Annotated in this window: 12 protein-coding genes; 8 read left to right on the forward strand and 4 right to left on the reverse strand. The window is 62.6% G+C overall.

The window, feature by feature from the left end:
* Positions 1 to 54 precede the first annotated feature (54 nt).
* From JST30_09620 to JST30_09630, 3 genes are all read right to left on the reverse strand, one after another.
* Positions 55 to 672 carry a PAS domain S-box protein gene (locus tag JST30_09620; GenBank protein MBS1714580.1) on the reverse strand — a complete coding sequence of 206 codons (618 nt, stop codon included), beginning with the start codon at positions 670 to 672 and terminating at the stop codon, positions 55 to 57.
* Between the two features lie 161 nt (positions 673 to 833).
* Entirely contained in the window at positions 834 to 1,244 is a 411-nt protein-coding gene (locus tag JST30_09625) for a hypothetical protein (protein ID MBS1714581.1), read from the reverse strand.
* Positions 1,245 to 1,365: 121 nt separating this feature from the next.
* The gene (locus JST30_09630; GenBank protein ID MBS1714582.1) at positions 1,366 to 2,295 is read right to left on the reverse strand and encodes a pirin family protein; all 930 of its coding nucleotides are present in this window, start codon (positions 2,293 to 2,295) and stop codon (positions 1,366 to 1,368) included.
* Positions 2,296 to 2,381: 86 nt separating this feature from the next.
* On the opposite strand from JST30_09630, the gene JST30_09635 reads away from it, so the two are divergent.
* The 4 genes from JST30_09635 (at position 2,382) to JST30_09650 (ending at position 7,391) form a co-directional block, all read left to right on the forward strand.
* Positions 2,382 to 4,940 (forward strand): peptidase, encoded by a 2,559-nt coding sequence (locus JST30_09635; GenBank protein MBS1714583.1) that lies wholly within the window; start codon positions 2,382 to 2,384, stop codon positions 4,938 to 4,940.
* Between the two features lie 63 nt (positions 4,941 to 5,003).
* On the forward strand, positions 5,004 to 6,329 hold the full coding sequence (locus JST30_09640) for a Gfo/Idh/MocA family oxidoreductase (GenBank protein ID MBS1714584.1): 1,326 nt from the start codon (positions 5,004 to 5,006) through the stop codon (positions 6,327 to 6,329).
* Between the two features lie 16 nt (positions 6,330 to 6,345).
* Entirely contained in the window at positions 6,346 to 6,681 is a 336-nt protein-coding gene (locus JST30_09645) for a hypothetical protein (protein MBS1714585.1), read from the forward strand.
* Positions 6,682 to 6,731: 50 nt separating this feature from the next.
* Positions 6,732 to 7,391 (forward strand): PEP-CTERM sorting domain-containing protein, encoded by a 660-nt coding sequence (locus JST30_09650; GenBank protein MBS1714586.1) that lies wholly within the window; start codon positions 6,732 to 6,734, stop codon positions 7,389 to 7,391.
* Positions 7,392 to 7,501: 110 nt separating this feature from the next.
* On the opposite strand, the gene JST30_09655 is transcribed toward JST30_09650, so the two are convergent.
* A complete protein-coding gene (locus tag JST30_09655; GenBank protein MBS1714587.1) occupies positions 7,502 to 8,866 on the reverse strand; it encodes a hypothetical protein in 1,365 nt (454 codons plus the stop codon).
* Between the two features lie 327 nt (positions 8,867 to 9,193).
* On the opposite strand from JST30_09655, the gene JST30_09660 reads away from it, so the two are divergent.
* From JST30_09660 to JST30_09675, 4 genes are all read left to right on the forward strand, one after another.
* Entirely contained in the window at positions 9,194 to 10,861 is a 1,668-nt protein-coding gene (locus JST30_09660; protein MBS1714588.1) for a WD40 repeat domain-containing protein, read from the forward strand.
* A gap of 9 nt (positions 10,862 to 10,870) precedes the next feature.
* The gene (locus JST30_09665; protein MBS1714589.1) at positions 10,871 to 11,812 is read left to right on the forward strand and encodes an IS1595 family transposase; all 942 of its coding nucleotides are present in this window, start codon (positions 10,871 to 10,873) and stop codon (positions 11,810 to 11,812) included.
* Between the two features lie 188 nt (positions 11,813 to 12,000).
* A complete protein-coding gene (locus JST30_09670) occupies positions 12,001 to 12,792 on the forward strand; it encodes a hypothetical protein (GenBank protein ID MBS1714590.1) in 792 nt (263 codons plus the stop codon).
* A 255-nt stretch (positions 12,793 to 13,047) separates the two neighbouring features.
* Positions 13,048 to 13,779, forward strand: a complete 732-nt coding sequence (locus tag JST30_09675; GenBank protein ID MBS1714591.1) for a hypothetical protein — start codon at positions 13,048 to 13,050, stop codon at positions 13,777 to 13,779.
* The last annotated feature ends 555 nt before the right edge of the window (positions 13,780 to 14,334 follow it).

The raw sequence follows: 14,334 nt of genomic DNA on the forward strand, positions 1-14,334 counted from the left end.
GACATCCGGTAAGCCGGAAGTCTCGGTGATTTGGGGCGAGGGCGTTCATGTCCCTTATTTCGGAAGGTGCAGGCTTCGGACGATGCAGACCACGGACACGTCGTCCCCGTCGCCGATCGCAGAAAGGTTGGCGGCGATCGGCATCTCGATCCCGCTCCGGTGGAGGCCGATCGTAGCGATATGGTCTCCCATGGCCCTACGGCTCGGACTCTCCATATAGCTGTTAAAGTGAGAGTCGTGCGCCGACCGGAAGGCGTTCGGGACGAGGTCCGACACGGGTCGGCCCGTCAAATCGTCGACTTCCCAACCGAACAGGTCCGCGGCCGATTCGTTGACCATCTGGATGATGCCGTCGGACCGGACGACCATGATGGCGTCCGGAGCCTGCTCGAGGAGCAAGCGGTAGAAGCGGTCTTCTTGGGAGCCCGCCAAGGGCGCGAACCGCGACCGGTCGCCGTTGGTGTGCGCGATCTCCTGTTTCAGGACGGTCGCGACCAGTTCCGTGCGGCTGTTCCGGCCGAGCTTCGCCCGGATCCGCCGCCAGTACGTCTTGACGGTCGCTTCGCTGATGCCGAGTCGGACTGCAATGGCGCTGTCGGTCAAACCTGCGGCGGCACACTTCAAGAGTTGTCGCTCGCGCACGCTCAGCGCCGGTCGTCTCGTGAGGGTCATGCTTAGACCGATCTTATCAGCCGGTTTCCGGCATGACCGGCGTCCGACGAGGCTGGAACCCCCACCCGGAGCTTTCTGTGAACTTTGGCGTCGGTCATACCAATGACGCCCAACTGCCGACGCCTGGAGACCCAAGACCGGCGACCCGACCCAGCGAATGTTCAGGGATGGCCGGGAGGAACGGCGAAAGCGAGAAAACCGGGCCGGAACGACGGACCGCGTGACCGGGCGCTGCGGACGACACGGCCCGCCACGATCAGGAACGCTCCGGACGACTGGAGCGGGTCACCCTGGACCACGCCTTGACGGTGCCCCTTCCACGCCGCCCGGACACCGCCCGTCACCGATTCCCAGGACAAGACGTCCCGAAAGCGGTACGTGCCCAAGCCGAACGCGGCATAGAGCTCGCGCTCCGGATCCGAGAACAGAAGCACGTCGCCCAATCCAAATGGGCGGAAAAACGCCGCTGCCTCTGCCTCGCTCCCTTGATGGACGAACGCCAACTGCGTCCCGACCGCATCGATCTTCGGACGGAGCTTGGCCAGGTCCGAGACCGTTTCGCGGCAGAACATTCACCCGAAGTGCCGCAAGAAAACGAGCAAGACGGGAGCGTCGGCCGAAACCGCCCGCAACGTCCGAACGGCAAGCGCCCCGTCGACGGGCAGGTCCCAGACGTCCGTCGCCTGCATCGGGTCACGCACCGCTGCGCAGGAACGTGCCGTCGTGAAGTTCCCTGTACGCCTGCTGCAGTTCGGCCTGCGTGTTCATGACGATCGGACCGCGCCAAGCGACCGGTTCCCGCAACGGTCTACCGGAGACCAGGAGGAACCGGACGCCTTCGTCGCCCGCCTCGAAGGTCACCTCGTCACCGGACCCGAACAGGACGAGCGACCTGTTATCGGCGTCAGGGCCGCCCGAGGAGACCGAAGCGTGACCGGTCAGACCGAACTCGCCGATATCGTCCGTAGGGACAGGCTGGGCTTCGGAAGCGTCGCGGAACGAAGCCGCCCCTGCGAAAACGTAGGCGAACGCTTGTCGCCGGGTATCGATCGGCAAGGTTTTGCGCCGACCGGGAGCGACCGAGACGTCCAGGTAAACGGGCTCGGCCGCAATCCCGTCGACGGGGCCCCGCTTGCCCCAATACTCTCCCGCCACGACCCGGATCCGCGTACCGTCGTCGTCGACCGCTTCGGGGATCTCTTCGGATTTGATCTCTTGGTAGTGGGGGGCCGACATTTTCTGCGACGACGGCAGGTTGGCCCAAAGCTGGAAGCCGTGCATTCGCCCGTGCTCGTCACCCTGAGGCATTTCCTGGTGGACGATCCCGCGTCCGGCCGTCATCCACTGGACGTCTCCGGCCGAGATCGTTCCACGGTTACCCATGCTGTCGCCATGGTCGACCGTGCCTGCCAACACGTAGGTGACCGTTTCGATCCCTCGGTGAGGGTGCCACGGGAAGCCGGCGAGGAACTCTTCGGGAAGGTCGTTCCGGAAATCGTCGAACAACAGGAACGGGTCGAAGGCCTCGGTGTCGCCGAACCCGAAGGCTCGGTGGAGGTGGACGCCGGCCCCCTCGATCGTGGGGACGGCTCGTGACACGGATCGGACCGGACGGATCGACATGTTCCTATTCCTTACGCCGGAGGCCGATCATACACTCCGGTCCCGTGGACTTTGGCGACTCTAGAAGGACCAACGTCGTCCCTCCCGTGCCAGAATGCCGCGTGTTCGCCCGACCTCTCGCGGCTTCGATCGCACTTCTTTCGTCGTTGGCCGCCTGGGCCGACGTCACGTCCCCCAAGGCCTTTCTCGGATTCGACGTGTGCGCGGACTATATGCTCGCCGACTATGGTCAGCTCAGCGCGTATTGGAAGCAGTTGACCAATGAGTCCGACCGCATCCGCCTCGTTTCGATCGGCAAGACGGAAGAAGGCCGCGACCAGCTCATGGCGGTCATCACCGACCCGATGAACGCGCGCCACCTCGAGTCGCACCGGAGGGCGAGCGCGCGGCTCGCCCTTGCCGAGGGGTTCAAGTCCGACGCTGAAGCCGAAGCCGTGGCGAAGAAGGCCAAAGCCGTGGTCTGGATCGACGGCGGGCTCCACGCCACCGAGACGATCTCGACGCAGTCCCTGATCGAGACCGCCTATCGGCTCGTGAGCGCTCAAGACGACGAGACGAAGCGGATCCTGCGCGACTGTATCGTGCTGCTCGTCCATGCGAACCCGGACGGCATGGATTTGGTCAGCAAGTGGTACATGCGCCGGGCGAAACCGGAAGAACGGTCCTTGATCGGTGTCCCGCGGCTCTATCAAAAGTACGCTGGCCACGACAACAACCGCGACTTCTACGCGAGCAACCTCGCCGAGACGCGGAACATCAACCGCGTGCTTTATCGCGAGTGGTTCCCGCAGATCGTCTACAACCACCATCAGAGCGCGCCCGCCGGCACGATGATGTTCGTCCCGCCCTTCCGCAGCCCGTTCAACCACAACGTCGATGCGCTCACCCAGATCAGCACCGACCTCGTCGGGACCGCCATCCACCAGCGACTGATCGCCGAGGGCAAACCTGGTTCCGTGATGCGCAGCGGCGCGAACTACAGCGCGTGGTGGAACGGGGGCCTTCGCACGACGACGTATTTCCACAACATGGTCGGCATCCTCACCGAGCTTTGGGGGTCGCCGAACCCCGCCCAGGTGCCGTTCCGGCCCGAGCGTCAAGTCCCGACGAGCGACCTCCCGCTTCCCGTGACGCCGGGCTTGTGGCACGCGCGTCAGTCGCTCGAGTACGAGATCACCGCGAACCTGGCCGTCCTCGACTACGCGAGCCGCCAGCGCCAGACGCTCTTGATGAACATCTACCGCGCCGGGCGGAACAGTATCGAACGCGGGTCGAAGGACACATGGACGCGGTACCCCTCCCGCATCGCATCGGAAGGTGCCAAGGCCCTGTCCGACCCGAAGTTCCGGGACGCCCGGGCGTATGTCGTTCCGAGCGACCAACCGGACTTCGCGACAGCGACGAAGTTTGTGGAACGGCTCTTGATGACGGGGATCAAAGTGGAACGCGTGACCGAAGCCCGTCCGGGCGCTCCCGTCGGGTCGTTCGTCGTCCGGACAGCTCAGGCGTTCCGGCCGCACGTCCTGGACATGTTCGAACCACAAGACCATCCGAACGACCTCCAATATCCGGGGGGTCCGCCCGTCCGACCTTACGACAACGCGGGCTACACGCTCGCCTTTCAAATGGGCGTCCGGTTCGAACGGTTGACCGATGCGGTGGAACTCAAGACCGAGCCCGTCGGGCCGACCGTCAAAGGCAGCGTCCCTATAGCCGGCTCCGGGCGATGGTTGACCGCGTCCGCGTCGCAGAACGACGCGTTCACCTTTGCGAACGCCATGGACGCCGCGCACGTCCCGGTCGCACGAGCCGTGAACGGCGCGTTCGCGGTCCCGGACAATGCGGAAGCGCGCCGGGTCGTCGCGACATTGGACTGGGGACGGTTCGAACCGACGGACGCCGTCGCAGACACCTCGCCTTATAAGAGGAAGCGCATCGGGCTTTGGGACACCTACGGCGGATCCATGGACTCCGGGTGGTTGCGCTACACGCTCGAGAAGTTCCGCTTCGACTTCCGACTGCTCTTCGCACCGGAGATCAACGGCGGCTCGCTGTCGGCGAAGTTCGACACGGTCGTGTTCCCCTCAGGCGCTGTCCCTTCGACCGTGCGGACAGCGACGGCCAATCCGCTCCTCGACGATCCGACCGTGCCGCAGGAATGGAAGAACCTGATCGGGACGATGTCTCAGCAGGGGCTCGATGCCCTGAAGTCGTTCGCGAGAGACGGGGGCACCATCGTCGCGATGGGCTCGTCGGCACTGCCTTTGGCGAAGCATCTTGGGCTTCCCGTCGAAAACGCGTTGGAAGGCGTCCGAGACGCCGACTTCTTCGTTCCCGGTTCCGTGCTGAGGATCCGACTCGACCCGGCCAGCCCCTTGTGCAAAGGGCTCCCGGAGCAGCTCGACGTCATGTTCGACGAAAGCCCCGCGTTCCGGCTGAAGGGAGACACCGGACGGGCCGCATGGTTCGATACCGAAACGCCGTTGAGGTCCGGTTGGGCCTGGGGTCAGAAGAAGCTGAAGGACGCCGATGCCGTCATCGACCTGCCGATCGGCAAGGGGCGGGTCGTCTTGATCGGGCCGGAGGTCAACTTCCGGGCGCAGTCGGACGGCGCTTATAAGATCCTGTTCAACGCGCTCTCTTGACCCGCGCACGGCCAAGCGTCGCGAGGTTAAACTGGCGTCCGCAGGCAAGACATGGCAAAGGACATGACGCGAAGGGACGTTCTGAGGGGCACGGCGGTCGCCGCCGTCGGCCTAGCGGTCGGAAGGGTGCCGGCATCGGCTTCGGTCGTCGGCCCCACCGAAAGCGGTGAAGGACAGCGCCGGATGGGAGAGAAGCTCCGCGTCGGCATCATCGGTTGTGGAGGTAAGGGTTGGAGCGGCACGGAACAAGCGGCCGAGTTCGGCGAGATCGTCGCGCTCTGCGACACCGACGTCAACGACCGTTCCAAGGCGCTCTTGGCGCACCCGCGCGCGAGCACGTTCGAAGACTATCGCGAGATGATCGCGGCAATGAAAGGCAAGGTCGACTGTGTCGTGGTCAGCACGCCCGACCATCACCACGCCCCCGCTTCCGCCCTCGCGATGAAAGCGGGCATGCACGTCTATTGCGAAAAGCCGCTGACCCGCACGATCTGGGAAGCGAGACAGCTGCAAAGGATCGCGCGCGAGAAAAAGGTCGCGACGCAAATGGGCAACCAGAGCACGGCGAGCACCCCGATGCGCAAGACGGCCGCCCTCATCCGCAAGGGCACGTTCGGCAAAGTCAAAGAGGTCTACCTCTGGACCGACCGCGCCTCCGGCTGGTGGAAACAAGGCGTCGACCGCCCCGCGCCCGGCACCGCCCCGAAGACCTTGAACTTCGACCTCTGGCTCGGTCCCCGGCCCGACCGCCCCTTCGCCGAAGGCTATCACCCGTTTTCATGGCGCGGCTGGTGGGATTTCGGGACCGGTGCGCTCGGCGACATGGGCTGCCACATCTTCAACATGCCGTTCATGGCGCTCGACTTGCGCGACCCGCTGACGGTCCAAGCGCAAACGAGCGGCCACAACCGCGACAGCTTCCCCGCTTGGTCGATCGTCACCTATGAGTTCGGCGAGCGCAACGGGCGGGCGCCGCTGAAACTGACCTGGTACGACGGCGGCAAGAAACCGCCGGCCGAGCTCGTGCCAGGCTTCGAGATCGGCGGGAACGGCTCGATCGTGGTCTGCGAGAACGCGACGATCTTCAGCCCCAACGAAGGCAACACCGAGTTCCACATCGTCGGAGGCGGCACGATGCCGGAAGTCGCGGTGGACGAGTCGCCCGGGCATATGGCCGAGTTCATGCGCGCCGCGGGCGGCGGCAAAGCGGCGGTTTCGAACATCCCCGACTACAGCGGCCCTCTGACGGAAACCGTACTGTTAGGTAACCTTGCCATCTGGGCCAACGGGCCGAAGCTCGAATGGGACGCCCGTGCCATGAAGGTCAAAGGCACGAGCGAGTTCGACTCGCTGATCCGTCCTGCGTTCAAGCCGGGCTGGAGCGTTTGAAACGAGGGGCGAGGGCGTGACCTACGACGAGTTCGCCGCCCTCGCCCTCACGCTTCCCGGCGTCGTCGAAGTCGTCAAAAAGTCGGAGATCGACCTTGTGCGCGACGGCCGCCACATCGGGCGGTTGCGCGAAAAGGGGACCGCTTTCGCACTCCGCCTTCCCTGGGACAGGGTGGACGCCTTGCTCGCTTCGGATCCCGAAGTGTTTTTCGTGACGAAGCACTACGACGGCTGGCCCTACGTGCTGGCGCGGCTGGACAAGCTCGACCCGGACATGGCGGCCGAACTGCTCCACGACTCTTGGGAGGTCGCCCCCGAGACCTTGCCGCTCCGTCCCAAGTCGGGCGCCTAGACCACGCGTCCCCTCGTCACAATCCTGGGTTTAACAAACAATAAGGCGGCATGCGTGCACCGCGCTTCGCCCTTCTTCTCTCGGCTTTGACCGTCGCGACGGCCGCGCACGCCGCCATCGTCGCGAACACCGGCTCGAGCGACGTCTTGATCGCGGGTCCCGGCGTCGGCTACACGCCAGATTTCTTCGACGATCCCGTCTCCGTCGTCCATGGATGGGACGAGACGCAGAACGTCACCCTCACGAGCGGACTGGCGGTCGACGTGACCATGCCCGGCACCTATTTCTCCATCGGCGGCCTGACCCCGGGAGTCATCGCGGCGGGCACCGTCGTCAACAGTCACACGTTGTACTTCGATCCCGTCGGTGGATCGGTCTCGGCCGGTTTCCAGTTCGACGGCACGATCCTCGGCGTGGTCCTGATCGACGACCCCGTCGCCGACCCGTTCGTGGCTTCGGACTTTCTGATCCCGGCATCCGTGCCTCCCGGCAACGTCCCGCCCAGCACTTTCGCCGCCCGGGGCTGTGAGATCTCGCCGAACGCGGACATCGTCACGGTCGGCGTGAACACGATCAAGGTCGACCTTTCGGCGGGTTCTCCCGGCGACCAGGTCCGCGTCCTGACCGCGGTCGTCCCCGAACCGTTCACGATGGTCGGCTTCGGCACGCTGGCGGCTGCGCTAATGGCCCGACGTCGTCATAGGAGTTGAAGCGTAAGGAGTCGGGAAACGCGCTCGGATTGAACCGCTCCGTCCCTGTGGCGTTCCTTGGCCGTCTCGGCGTCTTTGCGTGAAAGAGCAAGGCGGGGGACAAGGCCCGGTCAACGGTGCAAGCCTGTTCCCGGGCCCGTCGGTGTGCGCATCTGGGCCTTGGACTCCGGCATGCCGTAAAGCTCCGGTTGCAGGTAGGTGCCGCGCGCGATCTCGGGTTTCACCGGCTCGACCTCGTGACCGAACTTCTGGACCCAACGGTCGTTGCGGACCGCGTCCACCCGCCAGTTCACTTCGACCCGAGGCTTGCTCGTCCGGATCTGGAACCGGCCGTTGTCCACCTTGCGCACGACCTTGACCATCACGAAGTCGGCCGAGCCATCGATGACGGTGAGTTGGATCAACGGGTCGCGGTTGATGCTCTCGTAGTAAGACGGCAACCGGACCGTGGCATAGCCTGTCGAGTCCGTCACGACCGATCCTTGATAGACGTTCCTCGGTTCCGGCCCTTCGGCACTGTAATGCAGCAGGTACCTGTTCTCCGGATCGAGCGGATGGTCGATCACGAAGCTCTTCGTGCCCGTCGCGCCCGTCCTGCCGTCGCTGAAGACCCCGAACCCCGTCGTGCTCAAGCCTCGACCGTACACCCCGACGCCGAGGCCTTGACCGGCGGCGACTCCGAACACGCCGGTGCCGTTCGTCGTGCTCTTGGAGTCACCGAACACGCCATAGCTCGACGACGTCGTCCTTGAAGCCAATCCCCAGACGCCGATTCCGTCCGTGCTCGTGGATTCTCCCTGCACGCCGACCGTCTGAGTCTGTCCCGTACTTTCTGCCCGGGAGTGAAGGCCCATCGTCTTGCCGATGAACCGTGCCGCGATCGAGGTCACTCCGGCCTGGTCGACCGGGTTGTTCGCGAACAGAGCCGGTGTACCGTTGAGAGAGTTGTTCAAAACGTGGATGCCCGTCCCCGTGGTGCTGAAGAAAAAGCCTGCCGTGCCTTGGTCCGTTCGAGAATCGACGCCCTTGGCCTTACCGGCCGTCACGACGGCTTTGACGGCCGCACCTTGCGTATCCGAGACGCCTTCGAGCCGGCCGAGGATCCCAGCGGAGTTGGCACCCCGTCCGATGCCGAGCACGCCGATCCCCGCTCCGGGGACGGCCGTGGACGTACCGCGGACACCGATGCCCTGCATTTGCGCCGAACTGAACGACGCACCGACGGCGTCCCCGTTCCCTGTCGCTGTGCTGTTGCCCACGACGGGGATCGTCGCGATACTGCCCTGTTGGACGAAGACCTGACCCGCCCGGAACGTTCCGGTAATGGTCGCGTGGCCGACTTGGGCCGTTCCGGGAGTCGTGCTCTGCAGGAACACGTCGCCGACGATGCTCTGGACGCCCTGGTCTTGGGCGAGGACGAGGCTGGCCAGGCCGACAGCGACCATACAGGCGAGAAGGGCGTAACGCGTGCGCATGACCGCATCCTAGCCGGGCTTCACGGATCCGGACCCTAACTTTCGTCATGCAGTGGTGCGCGTTCAGAATTGTAGGCGGGACATCTTGAACAAAAGCGACCTTCTCTTGGCGCCAAGACCGGGCAGGTGGCACGGAGGGAACTGGCCGCGAACAGAATTGACAGGCGCACGCCTGTCCTGGTTAAGAAGGAACAGGCATTGAGGGTGTAGGACCAGGCAAGAAGCGCTCGCCAGGACTCCGAGGCTCCCGTGCCCTCTATTTGGGTTTCATTTTGTCCGTAACGCCCTTACAGGCCCGTCACGACGTCGCGTCCTCTATACTGAAGCATGCGAATCGGCTTTTGCGTTGCCGTGAAGAGGGTGGCCGCAGTCGGCCTGGCACTGGCATTCGTGGTCGGAGCGTCCGCGCAGGGGATGCGGCCGATCTGGCGCATCGGTAACGCCGGATTCTTGTCGATGGACGTGACGCCGGACGGCCGCTACTTGGTGACCAGCGGTTCGCACCTGTTGCAGGTCTTCGACCTTCAGCTGAACACACTCGTCCAGACCAAACTGACAAAGGGATACGGTCGTTCGACGGCCTGTCTTCCTGACGCAGCGCAAGTCCTGGCGTTCACGGGTAGGAACGAGAGTCAGCAGAACAACCTTCAGCTCCTCACCTTGCCGGGCGGCTCGGTCGTGCACGACTTTCCGAACCAGACGGGCGACCTTGCCTGGTTCCTTCCCGTCAGCCCCGATGGCAAGTACTTCTACACAGTGTCAGGTTCTTCGATTTACGAAAACCGTACCGACACTGGAAATGCTGGCCGAGTCCTGACTCCTGGCGGTGGCGGCATTTGGATTTCTCGCAATCAGAAGTACCTGACTTGTATGGACGACGACGGAGTGGCCCGCCTGTTCGACCTGCCGACAGGCCAAGTCTTGAAGAGTTTCGATACGGGCGAGCGGCCCTTCTCGACGTCATGCACTGACGATGGCCAGTATGTGGTGACGATGACCTTTGACGGCATCGTCCGGGTTTGGAACGGCACAACGGGGTTCCTCGTGTACGCCTGGGACATCGGCGCAAGCAACGGCCAGGACAGCTATGTGCGCGTCACTCCCGACAACGCCTATGTGACCCTTGTCACCTACAAAGGCGACGCCTACGTCTGGTCCCTCGCTACGGGGCAACAGGTCAACCACTTCGATACGGGCCTCTACGGGGTGCGGAGCGTGCTTCAGTCCGATGGGCGGACCCTTATCGTCAACGGCCTGTTCACCAGCTATGACTGGCGGCTGAGGGGTTTCGACATCTTCACCGGCGAGTCCGTTGCAGTCCCCCAAACGGCAAACGGGTCTTCGAGCACCTTGATGTCGCCGGATGGTTCGGTCTTCGGAGGTGGCGGGCAGGGCACGATGAAGCTTTACAGCGGAGAGACCGGCGAAAGCCTTGGCTCCTTTACCGCGACGTACACAGACGGTTCCTGGGCTGACTTTTCTCCGGACAACACTCTGCTGGCGATGGACCGGGACAAGAACGGCGTGGCGATCGTCAGAGTGGCCGACGGTTCGCTCGTGACGAACATCGTGCCGGGCCCCAGAGTCGTGAGCTGCAAGTTCTCGCCCGACGGGAGATACTTGGCCGTCTACGGCGATGTCGCTGTCTCCAACTATCACTACGATGCGGTTTACGTCTACGACACGTCGGACTGGACGTCGCAAAGCAAGTCGTGGACCTACGGCAGCAGCCACGACGTGACGGCATTCAGGCTTTTCTGGTCTCCCGATAGCGCCGACCTGTACCTGGTGCGGTCCGAGGCCAGTGTCGGAATATCGACCCGGAAAGTCAGTGCGAGCGGGTTTGTTCAACGGTGGGACGTTTTAGGAAAGTCCACGTTCGGCTTACTGAACGACGGCAGCCCCGTAACCGTCCTTGGAAGCTTGCTGAGCGTACTCGATGCGGGCACGGGCCAAACATTGGGACTTATATACTTGCCGCAACATTTGTGGTAAGATAGTCGCATGAGTCAGGAAAACCGAATCCCCGAAAGCCTCTTCGAGGTCGTCACGTTCTGTGCCGACGAGCAGAAGGCGTTCGAGGCCATGACCCGGTTCCGGTGGCCCAACGGCGTGGCGTGCCCCCACTGTGGATCAGTAGGCGTGACAGCCGTAGCAAAACGCCGCATCTGGTCGTGCAAGGACTGTCGAAAGCAGTTCTCCACTAAGACGGGGACGATCTTCGAGTCGAGCCCCATATCGTTCTCGAAGTGGCTTCCAGCCCTGTGGCTGATAGCGAACGCCAAGAACGGGATCAGTTCCTGTGAGTTGGCGCGGGCGCTGTCGGTCACGCAAAAGACAGCTTGGTTCATGCTTCACAGAATCCGCTTGGCAATGCAAGCCGGGACGTTCGAGAAACTGTCCGGCACCGTCGAAGGTGACGAGACGTTTGTCGGCGGCAAGGCCAAGAACATGCACCTCGGCAAACGCGGCAAGATCGCAGGACGCGGAGCGACCGGCAAGACGGCTGTCATGGGCATGATGGAACGTGGCGGGCAGGTCAAGGCGTTCGTCGTCAAGGACACCGGGGCGGGCACATTGCAAGGGCTCGTCAAGGCGCACGTCACGAAGGGCTCCAACTTCTACACCGACCACAACTTCGCATATCGGGGCCTCAAGTGGGAGTACAACCATGATTTCGTCAGCCACGTCGAAGAATACGTTCGTGGCGAAGTCCACACGCAAAACCTCGAATGCTTCTGGAACCTGCTGAAAAGGTCCATCAAGGGAACCTACACTTCGGTAGACCCCTGGCAGTTGTTCCGCTACGTGGACGAACAGGTCTTTCGCTGGAACGTCCGCAAAATGACCGATGCCGAAAGGTTCGCCACGCTCGCGTCCCAGGTCGCCGGACGTCGTCTCACTTACCGGGAACTCACCGGAAAGGAGTATCTTCCGCTACAGTGAGCAAGAAGCCCAAAAGAGACAGCGCGACCACTACCGCCCCAACCGAAGGCGCTCCCGATGTCGTCGTGTGGGCCAGCCCCGAGTTTCAAAAGACCGCCGACCTTGCGGCAAAGCTTCTGAAGGTTCCGAAGGACGAGGTTGACGAAATGGAAGCAGAGCGACCGAAACGACACCGGAAGTCCTGACAGGTGCTCGTCGACGGTGTTGGCGGCAACTGGGAGCACCCAGTCATCGGTCGCTGCATTTTTTGCAAGGCTGGAATTCCTGACTCTGACGAACATATCGTTCCTAAGCAGATTGGCGGCTCCCTTCAGCTCAAACTAGCGTGTTGTCCCGATTGCAGGAAGATGGCGAACGACTTTGAATCGCGTGTCTTCGCAAATCTCTTTGGCCCGGTCCGCAAGCTCATCAGAATACAGGCCCATGATGAGGAAGAGCCTTGTAACGGTACAGCTCAACTGAAGTACTCCGACTGGGGAGAAATAAAGTCCGTAGACCTGCCGCTGCACAAGCACCCGATGCTTTTCAAGATTCCGGCCGGAGCGAATTACCCAGGCAAATTGCTAGAGTGGTCGCCTCGCACTCAACCGTCAACAGTCGCCACCAAACTCTACGAGGAACAAGACATCTTTCACTACGTCCACGAACTTGAGGCCCTGGACTTCTACCGCTACATGACCAAGATCGCCTACTGTTACGTGTGGGCAGAATTCGGCTGGGCGTCGTTGGCAGACGAGTGGTTGCCGTTCATCAGAGGGGATACGGACAACTTTCCTTGGATCTGCTACGGCAAGAACACTTTCGTCGACTACGCGCGTTATAGAATGCGGCCCGTCGCATCTAAACCGGTTCACGTCCTAAGGCACGAACTCTTGCCACGAGGGCATTACGACGCGATAAGAGTTCACATATCCCTGTTCGCTAGTCTCAGGTTCCCGGAATTCTACGTTACGGCTGACTACTCCTTGAACCGGGCCTGAGTCGTCTCAAGCCCCTCCGCATGGAGAAGTAGCCGCGCAGCAGTTCCCTGTTCGCAAGGACGCGCTTCACGCAGCAATGAAGCGACTCTTGTTCATCCCGCGACAAGTCCGACCAAGATGCCAGTTCCGTTCGCGAGAACCCGACGCGACAAAGCTCGCTCCAAAGCTCTGAAGCGAGCATGTCCAAGGGAGTCTCGTTGCCAACTGATCCGATGATAGCACCTTTGTTGCGCGAAGTATATAAGTCCCCAAACATTGCGGACGATCGGCATCACCGGCATTTTCGACGATTTCAATCCGGACGGCACCGACTACATCAGTCATTCCAACGACAGTTTCCACCCGGAGAACTCGACTTACGGGTTCTATTCGATGGTCGACGGTTCGCTGTTGGCCCAGTTCGGCGACGATGCGCCGAACATCACCAAGGGTTACTTCTTTCCGGACGGCAAGTCGGTCCTGCTGATGGGCTCGACGACGGTGATCGAGCGCATGTGGGACCCGCAGCAGACCCAAGCTTACGTCTATCCCGACGGCTACGCGATCCATCTCGGCAAGCCGGGCGGAGGGACCCTTGCGGACCTTCTCGTCCAAGACGGCAACACGATGGGGGTCTGTAAGTGGCTGACGCCGGTGCCTCTCGGCGCTAGCGTGCGGGTGAGTTTTGACGCCGTTTCGCCCTTTAAGTCCCTCACGTCGCTGACCCTGACCTGCGTTGCGAGCACTGACACCGCGGGCGGATTCAACCACGTGCTCGAGATGTGGGACTGGATTCAAGGACGATGGGACCCTGTCGACACGAGGACCGACCCGATCGGCAAGACGGCCCAGACCTATGCCCTCACAGGAACGGGTGACCTGTCCCGGTTTGTGAACCAGACCGACCGAACGATGAGGTGCCGGACGACGCTGGTCCGCTACGGACCCGCAGCGGCTTTCACATGGTGCATGCGGTACGACATGGTGCAGTGGTCCGTGACACGGTAGCGACCTCAAGCGACGGCGAGCGATCGACTTCGAAGACCATAAGGCGACGAGGATGCCCGGGCCGCAGCGGGACACGCGGCTTGTAAGAGCGAGCGATTTGTCCGGCCCTATGTCGCTTCAGGATCCTGGAAGTCCTCGGCTACACGCGGGATGACGTTCTTGGAGGTTCTCAGCACCGATAAGGAAGACATGATCAGGGTTGTCCGTCTCAGCTAAGAGTCACGTCATCCCGACCGACCGCAGGGAGAGGAAGGACCTCCCCGTCTGTAACGCATTGCGGAATCCGGAGGTCCCTCGGCTTCGCTCGGGATGACGTATTCGGAGGTTCTCGATCCCGCCAGCGACGATGCGCACGGTAGTCGGCGGTTCCACCCAAGAGTCACGTCATCCCGAGCGACCTCAGGAACCGGAAGGGCTGATCCCGGCCCACTCCGACCTATTCAGGTTCAAAACGCGTTTTGAGGGGTCTTTCCGGAAAGTTTCCTGTCATCGGCGGACCGTTCCCAGACATCGGCGGACCGTTCCCAGACGTCGGCGGACCGTTCCCCGACATCG

This window comes from Armatimonadota bacterium (genome assembly GCA_018268395.1).
In the GTDB taxonomy this organism is placed as follows: domain Bacteria; phylum Armatimonadota; class Fimbriimonadia; order Fimbriimonadales; family Fimbriimonadaceae; genus JAEURO01.

What these genes read in the sequence shown, in the direction of transcription:
- JST30_09640 (MBS1714584.1), top strand. Translation starts at nt 5,004, where the DNA reads ATGACGCGAAGGGACGTTCTGAGGGGCACGGCGGTCGCCGCCGTCGGC.
- JST30_09620 (MBS1714580.1), bottom strand. Translation starts at nt 672, where the DNA reads ATGACCCTCACGAGACGACCGGCGCTGAGCGTGCGCGAGCGACAACTC.
- JST30_09665 (MBS1714589.1), top strand. Translation starts at nt 10,871, where the DNA reads ATGAGTCAGGAAAACCGAATCCCCGAAAGCCTCTTCGAGGTCGTCACG.
- JST30_09625 (MBS1714581.1), bottom strand. Translation starts at nt 1,244, where the DNA reads ATGTTCTGCCGCGAAACGGTCTCGGACCTGGCCAAGCTCCGTCCGAAG.
- JST30_09630 (MBS1714582.1), bottom strand. Translation starts at nt 2,295, where the DNA reads ATGTCGATCCGTCCGGTCCGATCCGTGTCACGAGCCGTCCCCACGATC.
- JST30_09655 (MBS1714587.1), bottom strand. Translation starts at nt 8,866, where the DNA reads ATGCGCACGCGTTACGCCCTTCTCGCCTGTATGGTCGCTGTCGGCCTG.
- JST30_09650 (MBS1714586.1), top strand. Translation starts at nt 6,732, where the DNA reads ATGCGTGCACCGCGCTTCGCCCTTCTTCTCTCGGCTTTGACCGTCGCG.
- JST30_09660 (MBS1714588.1), top strand. Translation starts at nt 9,194, where the DNA reads ATGCGAATCGGCTTTTGCGTTGCCGTGAAGAGGGTGGCCGCAGTCGGC.